We start from the raw sequence: 16,370 nt of genomic DNA, 5'->3' as shown, positions 1-16,370 counted from the left end.
TGTGAAAGTAGGTCATCGTCAGGCTCTTACAGCCCCAAAAAGCCCAACCAGTCATGGTTGGGCTTTTTGCTTTTTTGAACTGCGAAGTGGCGCGCCGGTGCGCAAGCCGCGCTTGTGGAATTGTGGCATTCCGATGCGCAGTATTTGTCGGTGCTGCACTCGCGCTCAACAGGGCCGGCAAGCCGGCCAAGATGTTTCAAGCGGTCGCGTTGGGGCGCAATTGCCGCCGCAAGATCTTTCCGACGTTTGTCTTCGGCAGGCTGTCTCTGAACTCGATGTGCTTGGGCCGCTTGTAACCGGTCAACTGATCATTGCAGTAACGCATTACCGCATCCTCCGTCAGCGTGGGATCCCTGCGCACTACAAAGACCTTGATCGCCTCGCCCTGCTTCTCGTCCGGCACCCCGATTGCCGCGCATTCGACCACGCCTGGGCACAAGGAGATGACGTTCTCGAGTTCGTTCGGGAACACGTTGAAACCGCTCACCAAGATCATGTCCTTCTTGCGGTCGACGATCCGGCTGTACCCATCCTCCTGCATGACCGCGATGTCGCCGGTGCGCATGAAGCCATCGGCGGTGAACGCTGCTGCGGTCTCCGCTGGTTGGTTGTAATAGCCGACCATCACATTCGGCCCCTTGATGCAGAGCTCGCCCGCCTCGCCGGGTGGCAAGGAGCGCCCTTCGTCGTCCTTGATTGCGATCTCGATGCTCGGTAGGGGCAAGCCGATGGTGCCGGTGAAGGTGGTGTTGGAAACCGGATTGTTCGTGCCGATCGCGCAGGTCTCGCTCATGCCCCATCCCTCGATCATCGGGCAGCCCGTGGCCTCGAACCATTTGCGTGCGGTCCCTTCTGATGCTGCCATGCCGCCCGCCTGGGACACGAAAAGCGTGGAGAAGTCGACGGTCTTGAATTCCGGATGCACCAACAGCGCGTTGAACAGGGTGTTGACCGCCGGCAGCATGTGAAAGGGCCGCTTCTTGAGCACGGCAATGAACTTGTCGAAGTCGCGCGGATTGGGAATCAGCGTGAGATGTGAACCCTGTCGAATTGCGAGCAGGCACAGCGTTAGCGCGAAAATGTGATAGAGCGGGAGCGCCGCGATGCTGTTGACCTTCGACAGGTCGCCCGCCCGCTCCAGCGCCGGCGTGAACCATGCCTCGGCCTGCAGCGTTGCCGCGACGATGTTGCGGTGCGTCAGCACGGCCCCCTTCGAGAGTCCGGTGGTGCCGCCGGTGTACTGCAGGAAGGCGATCGAATCCAGCGTGCTGGTGTCGGGCCCGAGAGTGCGCCCCTTGCCTTCATCGATCGCCTTGGTAAAGGGCGTCACGGTCCGGCCCTTGTCGAGCGGCAGCTTGTAGGCCGGCACCATCTTCGCCAGGTGCCGCACCGCCAAGGTGATCCAGGTACCGTAGAGTCCGCCCAGCAGGTCGCCCATCGACGCGACCACCACATGCTTGATCGGCGTCTGCTCGATGACCTGTTGGAGCGTGGCTGCGAAGTTCTCGAGGATGATGATGGCGGTGGCGCCGGAATCCTTCAACTGGTGCTCGAGCTCGCGCGCCGTGTACAGCGGATTGACATTGACACACGTGTACCCCGCGCGCAGTACCCCTGCCATGGTGACGGCGAACTGCGGCACGTTGGGCAGCATGATGGCCACACGCGCGCCGGGCTCCAGGCCTCGCGACTGCAGCCAGGCACCGAGAGCCCCGGAGAGCTCGTCGAGCTCCGCGTAGCTCATCCACCGTTCCATGCAGACCGAGAACGGCCGACTCGCATAGCGCCGGAAGGACTCCTCGAACATGTGGCGCAGCGAACGGTATTGCTCCGGGTGCACCTCGTGCGGCACACCGGGCGGATAGCTCTTCAACACGGCTGATTGCATGCGATCTCCTTGGCGCGGATTGTCGAAGCGAGCTTGGCGATGCCACCAGCGGGCTTGTCCTAGGGTCGCGATCGATCCTGTCGCGCATGCGATAGTCCGCCGCATGGTCGCGCGTCTACAGCAATGCATCGTGCTGGTCTGGCTACTGGCCGCCATCGTGTGGACCAGCGTCTGGTGGCCGCATTCGCCCCTCGTGGCAGCGGGTGGGCTGTTGGTCCTGGGCCTGGGCCATGCGGTCTTTCTGGCGCTGGAGCTCATGGCCAGCTACCACGTCAGCGGCCGGGATCCCTTGAGCCGCGCCACGGTCATGCAGTGCGTCCGGGCCTGGCTCGCCGAAAGCCGCACGGCCCTGCAGGTGTTCTGTTGGCAGCAGCCATTCCGCTCGGGCGCCGTGCCCGATCACCTGCCGGAGAGCAGCCGCCATCGCGGCGCGGTGCTGATTCACGGCTTCCTCTGCAACCGTGGCTTCTGGAACCCGTGGTTACGTGCATTGCGTGCGAGGAATCGTGCCTTCGTGGCCGTCAATCTGGAGCCGGTCCTCGGCCCGATCGAGCACTATGTGCAGACCATCGACGAAGCGATCTCGCGTGTGACCGCGGCCACGGGGCAGGCCCCCTTGCTGATCTGCCACAGCATGGGCGGCCTGGCGGCTCGCGCCTGGCTGCGCGGTGCCGATGCGAAGCGCGTGCATCGTATCGTGACCATCGGCACGCCGCACCGGGGAACGTGGCTGGCTCGCTTCGGCCGTACGGCCAGCGGGCGCCAGATGCGAATCGACGGCGAATGGATGCGGCAGATGGAGAGCGAATGCGTCAGCACGCGCCAAGTTCCGTTCACTTGCTGGTACTCGAACTGCGACAACGTCGTGTTCCCCACCTCGACGGCCACGCTTCCCAATGCCGACAACCGGCTCGTGCCGGGTCGTGGGCATGTGGAGCTGGCCTTCGTCCCAGGCCTGCGAGAGCAGACCCTCGCCTTGCTCGAAGACTGAGGAAGCGCAGCTCAGAGAGAGGATTCGCCCGGCAGCAACACGCCGGGCTCGATGTCCGGCTTCGCGGCGAGCGCCTCGTAGAGCGGCGTGAAGTCCGGTGCAGTCATCTCGAACAATTGAGCAAAGCTGTCGATCACGAAGTAATTGGCTTGGTAGGTGTCGATCTTGTAGCGCGTGCGCATGGCGCGCAGCAGATCGAGCGGCAAGCGCAGTGGCTCCTCGCTGCGCACCGCGTGTCGCAGCTCGCCGACCGAACTCAGGATGCCTGCGCCGTATGCGCGCACGCCCTCGGCCTGACGGATGAGCCCGAACTCGACCGTGTACCAGTAAAGCCGCGCGAGCTTTTCACCAGCGCCGAGGTCATGCGCCTTGATGCCACCCTGGCCGTAGCGCTGCACGTAGTCGGCAAAGGTCGGGTCGAACAGCATGGGCACATGGCCGAAGAGATCGTGGAACACGTCGGGCTCGACGATGTAGTCGAACTCCTCGGGCTTGCGGATCCAGTCCGTGACCGGGAACTTGCGGTTTGCCAGAAGCGTGAAGAAGGGCAGCTCCGGGATCAGCCCGGGCACGGCGACGATCTCCCAGCGTGTCGCCTTGTAAAGCCGCTCGTTGATCTCGTCGAAGCGCGGAATGCGGTCCTTGATGCCGAGCAAAGGCAGCGATGCGATGAAAGCATCGCAGGCCAGCCCGGTCAACTGCGCGGCCTGCCGCTCGTAGAGGCGCCGATAAGTGTCATGGTCGGCCGGCGTGTAGCTGCCCCAGTCCTGCGGGCAGGTGTAGTCGGCCAAGACCGCGCCGCCCCGCGAATAGTCGCCGCGCGGCGGCCGGTCCGACTGGCCGTAGACGGCGGGCATGACCGCACCTGATGGCGTCTCCATGGAAAGCTCCGAATAGTTTGTTTACTTGAGCCAGCGGTCCATCACGCGCTGGAACTCGCCACCGGCCTGCGCCAGGTGCAGCCACTGGTCGACATAGGCCTTGAAGGCGATGTCGTCGCGCGGCAGCATCCAGGCCATCTCGCCATACTGAAGCGGCTCGTCGGGGTTGACGGCGCACAGGCCCGGCTTGAGCTTCTGCTGCGTGATCGCCTCGGCCGCCTCGGTCACGAAAACATCGGCGCGATTCGCGAGAATTTCGTCGAAGATCGTCACGTTCTCGCCGTGCATCGTGAGCTTGGCGCGCTTGAAGTTGGCGCGCGCGAAGCGTTCGTTGCTGCCGCCGGGGTTGAAGATCACCCGGACCTCCGGTTTGTCGATGGCGGTCACGCTCTGATACTTGCCGACATCGGCGCAGCGCGCGATCGGCGTCTTGCCGTTGACCATGTAAGGCGCGCTGAAGAAGGCGCGCTTCTGCCGCTCGGTGGTTACCGAGACGCCGCCCACCGCGAGGTCGCACTTGCCCGCGGCGAGGTCGGTCAGCAGGTTGGCCCACGTCGTCCTTATCCACTCCGGCTTCGCATTGAGGCTGCCGCTGAAGCTCGTCATCAAGTCGACGTCGATGCCTTCGTAGCTCGCATCGGCCTTCTGGAAACTGAAGGGCTTGTAGTCGCCGGGCGTGCAGATGCGCAGCACGCCCGCCTTCTGCACTGCATCGAGATGCGATGCAGCCATGCTTTGCGGCCGCTGCTGCGCATTCATCGCGCAGCCGACCAGAGCGAGGACCGCAGCCGCGATCGATGACGAGCGAATCCAAGAACCGAGACGACGCATTCCTTACTCCTGTATGTGATGGAGCAACTATTGTGCGGCGCTCAAGACCCCGCGGCGAATCTGGTCGAGCTCGATGCTTTCGAACAGCGCCTTGAAGTTGCCGTTGCCGAAGCCGTCGTCGCCCTTGCGCTGGATGAACTCGAAGAAGATCGGGCCCAACTGGTTTTCGCTGAAGATCTGCAGCAGCAGCGCGCCCTTCTTGCCGTCGATCAGGATCTTGCGCTTTTGCAGTTCGGTGATGCTTTCGCCGTGGCCAGGGATGCGCTTGTCCACCAGCTCGTAGTAGGTGTCGATGGTGTCGAGCAGCTTCACGCCGCTGGCGCGCAGTGCATCGACCGTCTTGTAGAGGTTGTCCGAGCCCATCGCGATGTGCTGGATGCCTTCTCCGCGATAGAGGTCCAGGTACTCCTGGATCTGGCCGGCCTGTTCCTTGCCTTCCTCGTTGATCGGGATGCGGATCTTTCCGCAGGGGCTGGTCATCGCCTTGCTCTTCACGCCGGTCACCTGGCCTTCGATGTCGAAGTACTTGATCTCGCGGAAGTTGAAGAGGCGCTCGTAGAAGTCCGCCCATTCGTTCATGCGGCCGCGGTGCACGTTGTGCGTCAAATGGTCGATGTAGGTGAGGCCATTGCCTTCCGGCGCCAGCGCTTGCTGCGCAGTCAAGCCGGGCAGCGCCTCGAAGTCCACGTCGTAGAAGCCGATGTTGCCGATGTCGCCGGGCTGCGCTCCGTTCTTGCCGCGCCAGCGGTCGACCAGGTAGATCAGGCTGTCGCCGATGCCCTTGATGGCGGGGATGTTCAGTTCACCGGGCCCGGCCTTGTCGGCAAAGCCCCAGGCACCGAGGGAGGTGGCGCGCTCGTAGGCGGCCTTGGCGTCCTGCACTCGGAAGGCGATGGCGCAGACGCTGGGGCCGTGCTGGCGCGCGAAACGCTGCGCGAAGGAATCCGGCTCGGCATTGACGATGAAGTTGATGGTGCCCTGACGGTACAGCAGCACGTTCTTGTGGCGGTGCTTGGCCACCGCCTTGAAGCCCATGCGCTCGAAGACCTTGCCCATGGCGGCCGGATCGGGCGCGGCGTATTCGATGAATTCGAAGCCGTCGGTGCCCATGGGGTTGTCCCAAGGGGTGAAGGCGGGGGCGTCGGCGGTGCTCATGGGTGTCTCCAAGGGGATGGGCGGGGATGTTCAGTGTGGCGCTCGGGTTGTGCCTGGCACGTGTGGAACTGTAAGAGCGGAGCTCCTCATGATTTCAGCGTTATCAGGCCTAGATGAGCAAGGAAACGCATGAAAGCTGTAAAAATGGAGGAATGAACGCACTCGACAAGCTGGATAGATTGATTTTGCGCACGCTGCAAAGCGACGGTCGCGCCACCTATGATCAACTCGCCGAAGAGGTCAGCCTTTCGCCCAGCGCGGTGCTGCGGCGCGTCCGGCGGCTGGAGGAAAGCGGGGTCATCGACCGCTACGTCGCCTTGGTCAAGCCCGAGGCGGTCGGCTTGGGCCTCACGGCCTATCTCAACGTCCGACTCGAAAAGCACACCGAGACCCATAAGCGCAACCCCATGGACCTGTTCCGCGCCAGTGTTCAGACCTGGCCGGAGGTTGTGGAATGTGCCGCGCTCACTGGAGAAATGGACTACCTGTTGCGCGTCGTTGTGGCCGATATGGCGCACTACAGCCGCTTCATCATGGACACGCTGCTCAAGCATCCCAGCGTGGAAGACTGCAAGACCAGCTTCGTGCTGGACCGAGTCAAAGCGACCACGGCCGTGCCGATATAGCCGGTAGCGACTATTATTTGGGCCATGCAACGGGTAAAACGTGTTCTTATGGATTACTTCTTAGACCTTGCCCTACATGTTGATTAAGGGAAAACCCTTAATATAGGAGCCATGCACACCGCCAAGGCCCTCCTCCAAGCCTCGTTCGGCATAGGCTCCTTCCTGAAAGCACCCATGGTCAAGGCCCAGCCACGCGCGCCCGCTCCCGCCCCGGTGATGGTGCCGATCCGCTCCATCGGCCCCCGCGAGCGGGAGCGCATCGCCCAGCACCTGCTCGCCCTCGAGCCCCGCGACCGCTATCTGCGTTTCGGCTATGCCGCCTCCGACGAGCAGATCCGGCGCTACGTGGACGGCCTCGATTTCGGCCGCGACGAACTCTTCGGCATCTACAACCGCCGTCTCGATCTGATCGCCATGGCCCATCTGGCCTTTGCCCCTGACGACCAGCTCAAGGACTGCGCCGAATTCGGCGTCTCGGTGGCCGAGCACGCCCGCGGGCGTGGCTATGGCGCCCGCCTGTTCGAGCGCGCGGCGGTGATCGCGCGCAACGAGGGCGTGGGGATGCTCTTCATCCATGCGCTGAGCGAGAACACGGCCATGCTCAAGATCGCGCGCAATGCCGGCGCCACCGTGGTGCGCAGCGGCTCCGAATCCGAAGCCCACCTGCAGCTGCCCGATGCCACCCTCGACAGCCGCATGAGCGAGATCGCGCTGGAGCACTACGCCGAGGTCGATTTCCAGCTCAAGACGCGCGCCAAGCAGTTCTGGGCCTTCCTGGCCACCGTGCAGGAGATCCGCAGCGGCGTGCGCGCCGCCCGCGAGCAGTCCTCGCCCTGAGCTCCCGCGGAGGCGACCGGCGGGCGCACGCGCCGCCGGCGGGTTCCGGTATCCTTGTGATCCCCCAACTCCGCCCTCCCGCAGTGGCTGACCCTCACCCCGAACGCGTGCCCGCTGAACGCGAAGACAAGCGCAGTTTTCTGCAGAAGCTCGCCGAGTTCATCCATCCCGGACCGGACTCGCGCGACGAGCTGATCGAAACCCTCGCCGATGCCGAGGACAACGACGTGATCGGCGCCGAGTCCCGCGTCATGCTCGAAGGCGTGCTGCGCATGGCCGACATGAGCGCCGGCGACGTGATGGTGGCCGCGCCGCGCATGGACCTGATCAACATCGACGCGCCCTTCGAGTCCCTGTTGAACCTGGTGATCGACACCGCGCACTCGCGCTTTCCGGTCTACGAGGGCGAGAAGGAAAACATCATCGGCATCCTGATGGCGAAGGACCTGCTCAAGCTGCAGCGGGCCCCGGGGCTGAACATCCGCGCGCTGCTGCGTCCCGCCGCCTTCGTGCCCGAGAGCAAGGGCCTGAACGACCTGCTGCGCGAGTTCCGCGGCAACCGCAACCACCTCGCGATCGTGATCGACGAGTTCGGCCGCGTGGCCGGGCTCATCACCATCGAGGACGTGCTGGAGCAGATCGTCGGCGAGATCGAGGACGAATTCGACATCGCCGAGGACGAGGGCGACATCTTCGGCCTGGCCGACCGCACCTACCGCGTCTCCGGCGACACGCCGATCGAGCGCGTCGCGGAGGCCTTCGGCATCGTCTTCGACGAGGAGATGCTGAGCGAGGACTTCGACACCATCGGCGGCCTGATCGCGCACGAAATGGGCCACGTGCCCAAACGCGGCGAGCACTATGCGCTGGGTGCCTTCGACTTCGTCGTGCTCCATACGAAGGGCGGCGCGGTGCGCTGGTTCAAGGTCTCGCCGGCGCGCGGCGACGACGCGGCCGATTGAAAACCCTGGCGCGCTCGCTGGGCTTCGGACTCGCGGGGCTTGCGCAGGCCGCTTCGATCGCGGCCCCCTGGAACGGCCGGCCGCTGTGGTGGCTGCAGCTGATCTCGCTGGCGCTGCTGGCCTGGCAACTCGATGCGCTGCGGGGTCGTGCGCAAGCGCGGCCCGCGTGGCGAAGCGCGGCGCTCTACGGCTGGCTGTTTTCGACCGCCTGGCTGTGCGGCACCTTCTGGTGGCTCTTCGTCTCCATGCACACCTACGGCGGGCTCGCCGCCCCGCTTGCCGCGGTCGCGGTGCTGGCACTGGCGGCCGCCCTGGCGCTGTACTACGCCGCTGCCGCAGCCTTCTATGTGGCCTTCGCGCCCGTGCGTCGGGCCGGCGCGGTCCTCCTGTTCGCCGCTGCCTGGACGCTGGCCGAGCTGCTGCGAAACAGCCTGTTCACCGGCTTTCCCTGGGGCGCGGGCGGCTATGCCCACGTGGATGGCCCGCTCTCGTTCTATGCGCCGTGGGTCGGCGTGTACGGCGTGGGCGCGGTCGCGGCAGCCATCGCGGCGCTCGTTGCAGCTGTGGTCCACGACCAAGGGCGCGGGAAGCGCGTGATGGCGCTTGCGCTGGCGCTGGTCCTCCTCGGTGCGCCCGCGCTCGTGGCCGCCGTCCGCAGCGCACCCGACGAGGCGACGCTTTCGCGGGGTCGGCTGGAGCTTGCGTTGCTGCAGGGCAATATCCCGCAAGACGAAAAGTTCATCCCCGGCGGGGGCGTCGCCACCGCGCTGCAGTGGTACGGGGAGCAGCTGCTGCGCGCCACCGCACCGCTGGTGATCACGCCCGAGACCGCGCTGCCCCTGCTGGGCTCGCAGCTGCCGCCTGGTTACCTCGACGCCATCGCGGCGCGCTATGCGAACAGTGCGCAGACCGCCATCGTGGGTCTGCCGCTGGGCGATGGCCGCGTCTACACGAACACCGTGCTGGGCTTCGGGCCCGGGCGCAGCACGCCCTACCGCTACGACAAGCACCACCTCGTGCCCTTCGGCGAATTCGTGCCGGGCTTGTTCCGCTGGTTCACGGACATGATGAACATCCCCCTGGGCGACTTTCAAAGCGGTGGCCTCGCGCAGCGGCCGCTGGCTTGGCAGGGCCAGCGCATCGCGCCCAACATCTGCTACGAGGATCTGTTCGGCGACGAAATCGGCGCCAACTTCCGCGACCAGTCGCAGGCGCCCACCGTGCTTCTCAACGTGAGCAACATCGCCTGGTTCGGCGACACGATCGCCATCGACCAGCACCTGGCCATCTCGCGCATGCGCGCGCTGGAGTTCCAGCGGCCGATGGTGCGCGCCACCAACACCGGCGCCACGGCGGTGATCGACCATCGGGGCCGCGTCACGCACGCCCTGCCGCGCCTCACACGCGGCGTGCTGGTGGCGAGCGTCGAGGGGCGCGCCGGGCTCACGCCCTATGCGTTCTGGGTCTCGCGCTTCGGATTGTGGCCGCTGTGGGGCCTGGCCCTGGCGATCATGGCGGCCGTGCCACTTTTCTTGCGGCGGGCCAGCCGGACTGCCGGCTGACGCCGGATCGAAGCGCGTCGGCGGAACGCGGGCGTGCGGCCGCCGGCATCGCGGCATGCGCAGGAAGCATTTCAGGCCTGTGACGGCGGCCAGGGCTTCCGGTATCGTCCCTGCGCTTCGTGAAATTCCTCACGCCAACAGGAGCCTCCATGTTCTTTGCCCCCCGCTTCCGTGCCTTCGCGGCCGTCGCGGCGCTGACTGCCGCCGCAGCCATCGCCCATGCCCAGCAGGCCTTGCCCAACGTCGTGATCCTGGCCACCGGCGGCACCATCGCCGGCGCCGGCGCCTCGGCCGCCAACAGCGCCACCTACGCCGCCGCCAAGGTGCCGGTCGACAAGCTCATCGCCGGCCTGCCCGAGATCTCCAAGGTGGCCAACGTGCGCGGCGAGCAGGTGTTCCAGATCGCCTCCGAGAGCTTCACCAACGACAACCTCATGGTGCTGGCCAAGCGCGTGTCGGCCCTGTCCAAGCAGGCCGACGTGGACGGCATCGTCGTCACCCACGGCACCGACACGCTGGAAGAGACCGCCTATTTCCTGAACCTGGTGGTGCGCACCTCCAAGCCGATCGTCGTGGTCGGCTCGATGCGCCCGGGCACCGCCCTGTCGGCCGACGGTGCGCTCAATCTGTACGACGCCGTGAACGTCGCCGCCAGCAAGGACGCGTCCGGCAAGGGCGTGCTGGTGACCATGAACGACGAGATCCAGAGCGGCCGCGACGTCAGCAAGGTGGTCAACATCAAGACCGAAGCCTTCAAGAGCCAGTGGGGCCCGCTGGGCATGATCGTGGAGGGCAAGAACTACTGGTTCCGCGCCCCGGTCAAGCGCCACACCACGCAGTCCGAGTTCAACATCGACGAGATCGCGGCACTGCCGGCGGTCGACATCGCGTACGGCTACGGAAGCGTGCCCGCCACCGCGATCGACGCCTTCGGCAAGAGCGGCGTGAAGGCGCTGGTCTATGCCGGCACCGGCAATGGTTCGGTGGCCGACCGCATCGTGCCGCTGCTGCAGAAGCTGCGCGGCGATGGCGTGCAGATCATCCGCAGCTCGCGCGTGTCCGACGGCTTCGTGATCCGCAACGCCGAGCAGCCCGACGACAAGTACGATTGGGTGGCGGCGCATGACCTCAAGCCGCAGAAGGCGCGGATTCTGGCGATGGTCGCTCTCACGAAGACCAACGACCCGAAGCAATTGCAGCGGATCTTCTGGGAATACTGAGCCCCCGAGGCTTCCCGCTTCCTTCCACGGCCGCAGCGGCGCAAGCCCTGCGGCCGTTGTCATGTCCGCGCGCTCTTAAAATGCCCGGTTCGCCGCGTCGAGGCTCGGCCGGCCACCAATCCCACCCATGCTCACCTTCCAACAAATCATTCTCAAGCTGCAGTCCTACTGGGACGCCCAGGGCTGCGCGCTGCTGCAACCCTACGACATGGAGGTGGGGGCGGGCACCTCGCATACCGCGACCTTCCTGCGTGCGCTCGGCCCCGAGCCCTGGAAGGCCGCCTACGTGCAGCCCAGCCGCCGACCCAAGGACGGCCGCTATGGCGAGAACCCGAACCGCCTGCAGCACTACTACCAATACCAGGTCGTGCTAAAGCCGGCGCCCGCCAACATCCTCGAGCTCTATCTGGGCTCGCTCGAGGCGCTGGGCTTCGATCTCAAGAAGAACGACATCCGCTTCGTCGAGGACGATTGGGAAAACCCCACGCTCGGCGCCTGGGGACTGGGCTGGGAAGTCTGGCTCAACGGCATGGAGGTGACGCAGTTCACCTACTTCCAGCAGGTGGGCGGCATCGACTGCCGGCCCATCACGGGCGAGATCACCTACGGCCTGGAGCGGCTGGCGATGTACATCCAGGGCAAGGAAAGCATCTTCGACCTGGAATGGGCGCCCGGCATCAGTTATGGCGACGTGTACCACCAGAACGAGGTCGAGCAGTCGACCTACAACTTCGAGCACAGCGACGCCGATTTCCTCTTTACCGCCTTTGCCGCGCACGAGAAGCAGGCCAGGCACCTCATGGAGCAGAAGCTCGCGCTGCCCGCCTACGAGCAGGTGCTCAAGGCGGCCCACAGCTTCAACCTGCTGGATGCGCGCGGCGCGATCAGCGTGACCGAGCGCGCCGCCTACATCGGACGCATCCGCAACCTCGCGCGCAGCGTCGCGCAGAGCTACTACGAAAGCCGGGAGCGCCTGGGCTTCCCGATGGCGCCACGCGAATGGGTGGCCGAGATGACGAAGAAGGCGGCCTGAGCGATGAGTACCCATACCAACCTTCTGGTCGAGCTCTTCGTCGAGGAACTGCCCCCCAAGGCGCTCAAGAAGCTCGGCGATGCTTTTGCCGGCGTGCTGCGCGACCAGCTGGTGGCCCACGGCCTGGCCGATGCGGGCTCCGTGCTGACCGCTTATGCGTCGCCGCGCCGCCTGGCGGCGCACCTCACCCGTGTCGGCACGCAGGCCGCCGACCGCGCAGTCTCGCAGAAGCTGATGCCGGTGTCCGTCGGGCTCGATGCGGCCGGCCAGGCGACGCCGGCGCTGCTCAAGAAGCTGGCTTCGCTGGGCGCCGACGCCGCCGCCGTGCCCGGCTTGCGCCGTGCGATGGACGGCAAGGCGGAGGCCTTGTTCTTCGACAGCAGCGCCAAGGGCGCGACGCTGGCCGAGGGCCTGCAGAAAGCGCTGGCCGAAGCCATCGCGAAGCTGCCCATTCCCAAGGTCATGAGCTACCAGCTCGAATCCGGCTGCGCGCTGCCCGGCTGGACCAGCGTGAGCTTCGTGCGCCCGGCGCACGGGCTGGTCGCGCTGCATGGCGATGTCGTGGTGCCGGTCGAAGCCCTGGGCCTGCAGGCCGGGCGCGAAACCCACGGCCACCGCTTCGAAGCCCAGCGCGATCCGATCGTGCTGCGCGATGCCAACAGCTATGCGGTGCAACTGGAAGAAGAGGGCGCGGTGATCGCCGGCTTCGAGGCGCGACGCTTCGAGATTGCCCGCCAGCTGGCCGAGGCGGCGCTGTCCGTCGGTGCCGGCGCGCAGCCGATCGACGACGACGCACTGCTCGACGAAGTCACCGCGCTGGTCGAGCGCCCGAACGTGCTGGTTTGCGAGTTCGAACGCGAGTTTCTCGGCGTGCCGCAGGAGTGCCTCATCCTCACGATGAAGGCCAATCAGAAGTACTTTCCGTTGCTCGACGCCGCCGGCCGGCTCACGAACAAGTTCTTGGTGGTCAGCAACATCCGCCCCGGCGATGCCAGCGCGGTGATCGGCGGCAACGAGCGCGTGGTGCGCCCGCGCCTGGCCGATGCCAAGTTCTTCTTCGACCAGGACCGCAAGAAGTCGCTGGCCTCGCGCGTCGAGGCGCTGGGCAAGGTGGTCTATCACAACAAGCTCGGCACGCAGGGCGAACGCGTGGAGCGCGTGATGCGCATTGCGCACGCCATCGGCGAGCAGCTGGGCTCGGCGTCGGGCGATGCCACGCTGGCTCCGCATGCCGTGCAGGCGGCGCAGCTCGCCAAGGCCGACCTGGTGACCGACATGGTCGGCGAGTTCCCCGAGCTGCAGGGCATCATGGGCCGCTACTACGCGCTGCACGACGGCCTCGACCACGCGGTGGCCGACGCCATCGAGGACCATTACAAGCCCCGCTTCGCCGGCGACGCGCTGCCGCGCGGCCCGGTGGGCATCGTGGTCGCCCTGGCCGACAAGCTGGAAACCCTGGTGGGCATGTTCGGCATCGGCAATCTGCCGACCGGCGACCGCGATCCATTCGCGCTGCGCCGCCATGCCCTGGGCGTGATCCGCATGCTGACCGAGCGCCACCTGCCGCTGGATCTGCGCGCCCTGATCGGACAAGCCCACGCCGCCTTCGGCGCGCCCAAGGCCGGCGACCACCCGCTGGCCGACCCGACCGATGCGCTGGAGGCCTTCATCTTCGACCGCCTGGCCGGCAGCCTGCGCGAGCAGGGCGCCAGCGCCCAGGAGGTCGAGGCGGTGCTCGCGCCCGCGCCGCAGCGCCTGGGCGAGGTGCCCAAGCTCCTGGCAGCGGTGCGCGCCTTCGCTGTCCTGCCCGAGGCGCCGGCGCTGGCCGCGGCCAACAAGCGCATCGGCAACATCCTCAAGAAATCGCCCGAGGCCGACGCCCATGTCAGCGAGTTGCTGCTGCAGGAGCCGGCCGAGAAGGCGCTGCACGCCGCGATGCAGAAGGTCGTGCCCACGGCCAATGCGCAGTTCGAAGCCGGCGACTACACCGCCTCGTTGCAGACCCTGGCTGCGCTGCGTGAGCCGGTCGATGCCTTCTTCGACGACGTGATGGTCAATGCCGAGCAGTCCGATTTGCGGCTCAACCGCCTGGGGCTGCTGATGCTGCTGCATCGGGCCATGAATCGGGTGGCGCAGCTCGAGCGGCTGGCGGCTTGACCGGCGGCCCCGGGTCCAACACCATCGTCCCATGCCGACCCAGCAGCAGATCGATCGCTTCACGCTGGCCTTTCACCAGGAGGCCATCGCTCGCCTGCGCGCCGACGGCCGCCTGGTCGAGCAGGCGCGTCGCACCTTGGAGCGCTGGCGTCAGCAGCGCGGTCAGACGCGCTCGGACGCCTACCTGGATCGATGGACCGAACTGCTCGACAGCGGCGTCGACAGCGTGGAGCGTACCGTCTGCAAGGACGACGAGCTCGCTGCCACCTTGCGTAACGCGTCGCCGCTCGGCTTCGTTCTCTCGCCGGCCGAACGCGATGCGTTGCGGCATGCTTCGGGACTTTGAGCCATGCAATTGCCAGAGGTCGAGCATGTTCTGCGCGCGGCTGCGGACATCACGAAGGAGAAATCCTTCGTGCTGGTCGGGAGTCAGGCGATCCTTCTGATGGTCGAGAACGTGCCCCCGGAGCTGTTGGTGTCGACCGAGCTCGACCTCTATCCGGCCATGCATCCGGAAAAGTCCGACATGATCGATGGCGCCATCGGCGCGCTGTCGACCTTCCATGACACTCACGGCTTCCATGCAGACGGTGTCAGCCCGGAGACGGCCGTCATGCCTCCGGACTGGCAGGATCGCCAGACGCTCCACTACCTTGGCGAGCTCACCGCGATCTGCCCGGAGCTGCATGACCTTGCGGTGTCCAAGTGCGTCGCCGGGCGCGACAAGGATGCCCAGTACATTCGCGCACTGTTCACCCACGACATGATCGATCTGAAGACTCTGATCGAGCGGATCGCTACGCTCGACGCCGCTCGCTATCCGATTGCGCATGTGATCGCCTGGGCCGAGCGCCGCGCGCGGGAAGCCCAGAAGGGCGCCACCCCATGAAAATCGTCATCCTCGACCGCAACGGCACGCTCAACGTGCACCGCGAGGACTTCGTCAAGAGCGACATCGAGTGGACGCCGCTGCCCGGTGCGCTGGAGGCGGTGGCGCGGCTCAACCATGCGGGCTGGCATGTGGTGATCGCCTCCAACCAGTCCGGCCTGGGGCGCGGGCTGTTCGACATGGCTTCGCTCAATGCCATGCACGCCAAGATGCACAAGATGCTGGCAGCCGTCGGCGGACGCGTGGACGCGGTGTTCTACTGCCCGCACAGCCCCGACGAAAACTGCGCATGCCGCAAGCCCAAGCCGGGGCTGTTCCTGCAGATCGCCGAACGCTACGGCGTCGATCTCGCTCAGGTTCCGACGGCCGGCGACAGCCTGCGCGACATGCAGGCCGGCGCTGCCGCCGGCTGCGAGCCGCACTTGCTGCTGACCGGCATGGGCGCGGCTTGCCGCGGCATCCCGCTGCCGCCCGAATACCCACCCAACACGCGCGTGCACGAAGACCTGGCGGCCTTCGTCGACTTCCTGCTGGAACGCGAAGAGCGCAACGCCCTGAACCTGGCCGTCTGATGTCACTCCTCCGATCCATCGTCCATGCGCTGTGGATGCTCGTCACCGTGGTGCCATGGGGCCTGATCATGGTGGTCAGCTCGCTGTGGAAGCGCGGCGTGCCGCTGTACTGGATGGCCGCGCGCTGGCTCGGCTGGGCGATCGGCGGCGCCCGGGTGCTGCTGGGCATCGAGACGCGCGTCACCGGCATGGAAAACCTGCCTCAGGACAAGCTCGCCGGCTGCGTCCTGCTGGTGAAGCACCAGTCGACCTTCGAGACCTTCCTGATGCCCACGCTGATGCCGCATCCGCTGGCCTACGTGTTCAAGAAGGAACTGATCTACGTGCCCTTCTTCGGCTGGGCCATGGCGCGGCTGGACATGATCCACATCGACCGCAGCCAGCGCACCCAGGCCTTCAACAAGGTGGTGGCGCAAGGCCGTGCCCTGCTGGCCCAGGGCATCTGGATCATCATGTTCCCCGAGGGCACGCGCATCCCGCGCGGGCAGCAGGGCATCTACAAGACCGGCGGCACCCGGCTGGCCTGCGAGACCGGCGTGCCGGTGATCCCGATCGCCGTGACCTCGGCCAAGGTCTGGCCGCGCAAGGCCTTCGTCAAGCATCCCGGCGTGGTGGATGTTTCGATCGGCCCGGCGATCTCCAGCGTGGGACGCAAGCCCGACGAGCTGATGCGCGAGGTCGAAGCCTGGATCGAGGCCGAGATGCGCCGGCTCGACCCCGAGGCCTACGTTTCGGCGGAGACGGTGTCGGCCTGAGGCTCGAACAC

Annotated in this window: 17 protein-coding genes; 12 read left to right on the top strand and 5 right to left on the bottom strand. The window is 66.2% G+C overall.

The window, feature by feature from the left end; genetic code table 11:
* Together AC3A6Y_RS28475 and AC3A6Y_RS28470 are read right to left on the bottom strand one after the other, a co-directional pair.
* On the bottom strand, positions 1-181 hold a 181-nt coding region (locus AC3A6Y_RS28475; RefSeq protein ID WP_487871587.1), incomplete at its 3' end, for a hypothetical protein.
* A gap of 15 nt (positions 182-196) precedes the next feature.
* Positions 197-1,888, bottom strand: coding sequence for an AMP-binding protein (locus AC3A6Y_RS28470; RefSeq protein ID WP_487871594.1), 1,692 nt, complete (start codon positions 1,886-1,888; stop codon positions 197-199).
* A gap of 256 nt (positions 1,889-2,144) precedes the next feature.
* Here AC3A6Y_RS28470 and AC3A6Y_RS28465 point away from each other — a divergent pair, with 256 nt between their 5' ends.
* Positions 2,145-2,879, top strand: a complete 735-nt coding sequence (locus tag AC3A6Y_RS28465; RefSeq protein ID WP_487871586.1) for an esterase/lipase family protein — start codon at positions 2,145-2,147, stop codon at positions 2,877-2,879.
* A gap of 11 nt (positions 2,880-2,890) precedes the next feature.
* On the opposite strand, the gene phhA is transcribed toward AC3A6Y_RS28465, so the two are convergent.
* The 3 genes from phhA to hppD are packed head-to-tail and all read right to left on the bottom strand — an operon-like array spanning position 2,891 to position 5,746.
* On the bottom strand, positions 2,891-3,760 hold the full coding sequence (gene phhA / locus AC3A6Y_RS28460) for a phenylalanine 4-monooxygenase (RefSeq protein ID WP_487871585.1): 870 nt from the start codon (positions 3,758-3,760) through the stop codon (positions 2,891-2,893).
* A gap of 21 nt (positions 3,761-3,781) precedes the next feature.
* On the bottom strand, positions 3,782-4,591 hold the full coding sequence (locus AC3A6Y_RS28455; RefSeq protein WP_487871584.1) for a transporter substrate-binding domain-containing protein: 810 nt from the start codon (positions 4,589-4,591) through the stop codon (positions 3,782-3,784).
* A 27-nt stretch (positions 4,592-4,618) separates the two neighbouring features.
* A complete protein-coding gene (hppD, locus tag AC3A6Y_RS28450; RefSeq protein ID WP_487871583.1) occupies positions 4,619-5,746 on the bottom strand; it encodes a 4-hydroxyphenylpyruvate dioxygenase in 1,128 nt (375 codons plus the stop codon).
* A 152-nt stretch (positions 5,747-5,898) separates the two neighbouring features.
* Between hppD and AC3A6Y_RS28445 the strand changes: the two genes are divergently transcribed.
* The 11 genes from AC3A6Y_RS28445 to AC3A6Y_RS28395 all read left to right on the top strand — a co-directional run bounded on the left by AC3A6Y_RS28445 (position 5,899) and on the right by AC3A6Y_RS28395 (position 16,359).
* Complete coding sequence (locus AC3A6Y_RS28445; protein ID WP_487871582.1) at positions 5,899-6,372, top strand: Lrp/AsnC family transcriptional regulator; 474 nt, start codon at positions 5,899-5,901, stop codon at positions 6,370-6,372.
* A gap of 111 nt (positions 6,373-6,483) precedes the next feature.
* Positions 6,484-7,209: an N-acetyltransferase family protein gene (locus tag AC3A6Y_RS28440; protein ID WP_487871581.1), complete on the top strand. Its 726-nt coding sequence runs from the start codon at positions 6,484-6,486 to the stop codon at positions 7,207-7,209.
* 83 nt (positions 7,210-7,292) lie between these two features.
* Positions 7,293-8,171, top strand: a complete 879-nt coding sequence (locus AC3A6Y_RS28435; RefSeq protein WP_487871580.1) for a CorC family transporter — start codon at positions 7,293-7,295, stop codon at positions 8,169-8,171.
* A complete protein-coding gene (gene lnt / locus AC3A6Y_RS28430; protein ID WP_487871579.1) occupies positions 8,168-9,733 on the top strand; it encodes an apolipoprotein N-acyltransferase in 1,566 nt (521 codons plus the stop codon). The genes AC3A6Y_RS28435 and lnt overlap by 4 nt, the downstream gene beginning before the upstream one ends.
* Positions 9,734-9,882: 149 nt before the next feature.
* Positions 9,883-10,953 carry a type II asparaginase gene (locus AC3A6Y_RS28425; protein WP_487871578.1) on the top strand — a complete coding sequence of 357 codons (1,071 nt, stop codon included), beginning with the start codon at positions 9,883-9,885 and terminating at the stop codon, positions 10,951-10,953.
* A 127-nt stretch (positions 10,954-11,080) separates the two neighbouring features.
* Complete coding sequence (glyQ, locus tag AC3A6Y_RS28420; protein ID WP_487871577.1) at positions 11,081-11,986, top strand: glycine--tRNA ligase subunit alpha; 906 nt, start codon at positions 11,081-11,083, stop codon at positions 11,984-11,986.
* Positions 11,987-11,989: 3 nt separating this feature from the next.
* Positions 11,990-14,143, top strand: coding sequence for a glycine--tRNA ligase subunit beta (gene glyS / locus AC3A6Y_RS28415; RefSeq protein ID WP_487871576.1), 2,154 nt, complete (start codon positions 11,990-11,992; stop codon positions 14,141-14,143).
* Between the two features lie 31 nt (positions 14,144-14,174).
* The gene (locus AC3A6Y_RS28410; RefSeq protein ID WP_487871575.1) at positions 14,175-14,489 is read left to right on the top strand and encodes a hypothetical protein; all 315 of its coding nucleotides are present in this window, start codon (positions 14,175-14,177) and stop codon (positions 14,487-14,489) included.
* 3 nt (positions 14,490-14,492) lie between these two features.
* Entirely contained in the window at positions 14,493-15,032 is a 540-nt protein-coding gene (locus AC3A6Y_RS28405; protein WP_487871574.1) for a DUF6036 family nucleotidyltransferase, read from the top strand.
* Positions 15,029-15,604 (top strand): D-glycero-beta-D-manno-heptose 1,7-bisphosphate 7-phosphatase, encoded by a 576-nt coding sequence (gene gmhB, locus AC3A6Y_RS28400; RefSeq protein ID WP_487871573.1) that lies wholly within the window; start codon positions 15,029-15,031, stop codon positions 15,602-15,604. The genes AC3A6Y_RS28405 and gmhB overlap by 4 nt, the downstream gene beginning before the upstream one ends.
* Positions 15,604-16,359, top strand: a complete 756-nt coding sequence (locus tag AC3A6Y_RS28395) for a lysophospholipid acyltransferase family protein (protein ID WP_487871572.1) — start codon at positions 15,604-15,606, stop codon at positions 16,357-16,359. The genes gmhB and AC3A6Y_RS28395 overlap by 1 nt, the downstream gene beginning before the upstream one ends.
* The last annotated feature ends 11 nt before the right edge of the window (positions 16,360-16,370 follow it).

The sequence above is a fragment of the Variovorax sp. Soil_C_17 genome (assembly GCF_057657265.1).
Note: the sequence above shows the minus strand (reverse complement) of the source record. Positions and strands in the feature narration are given on the sequence as shown.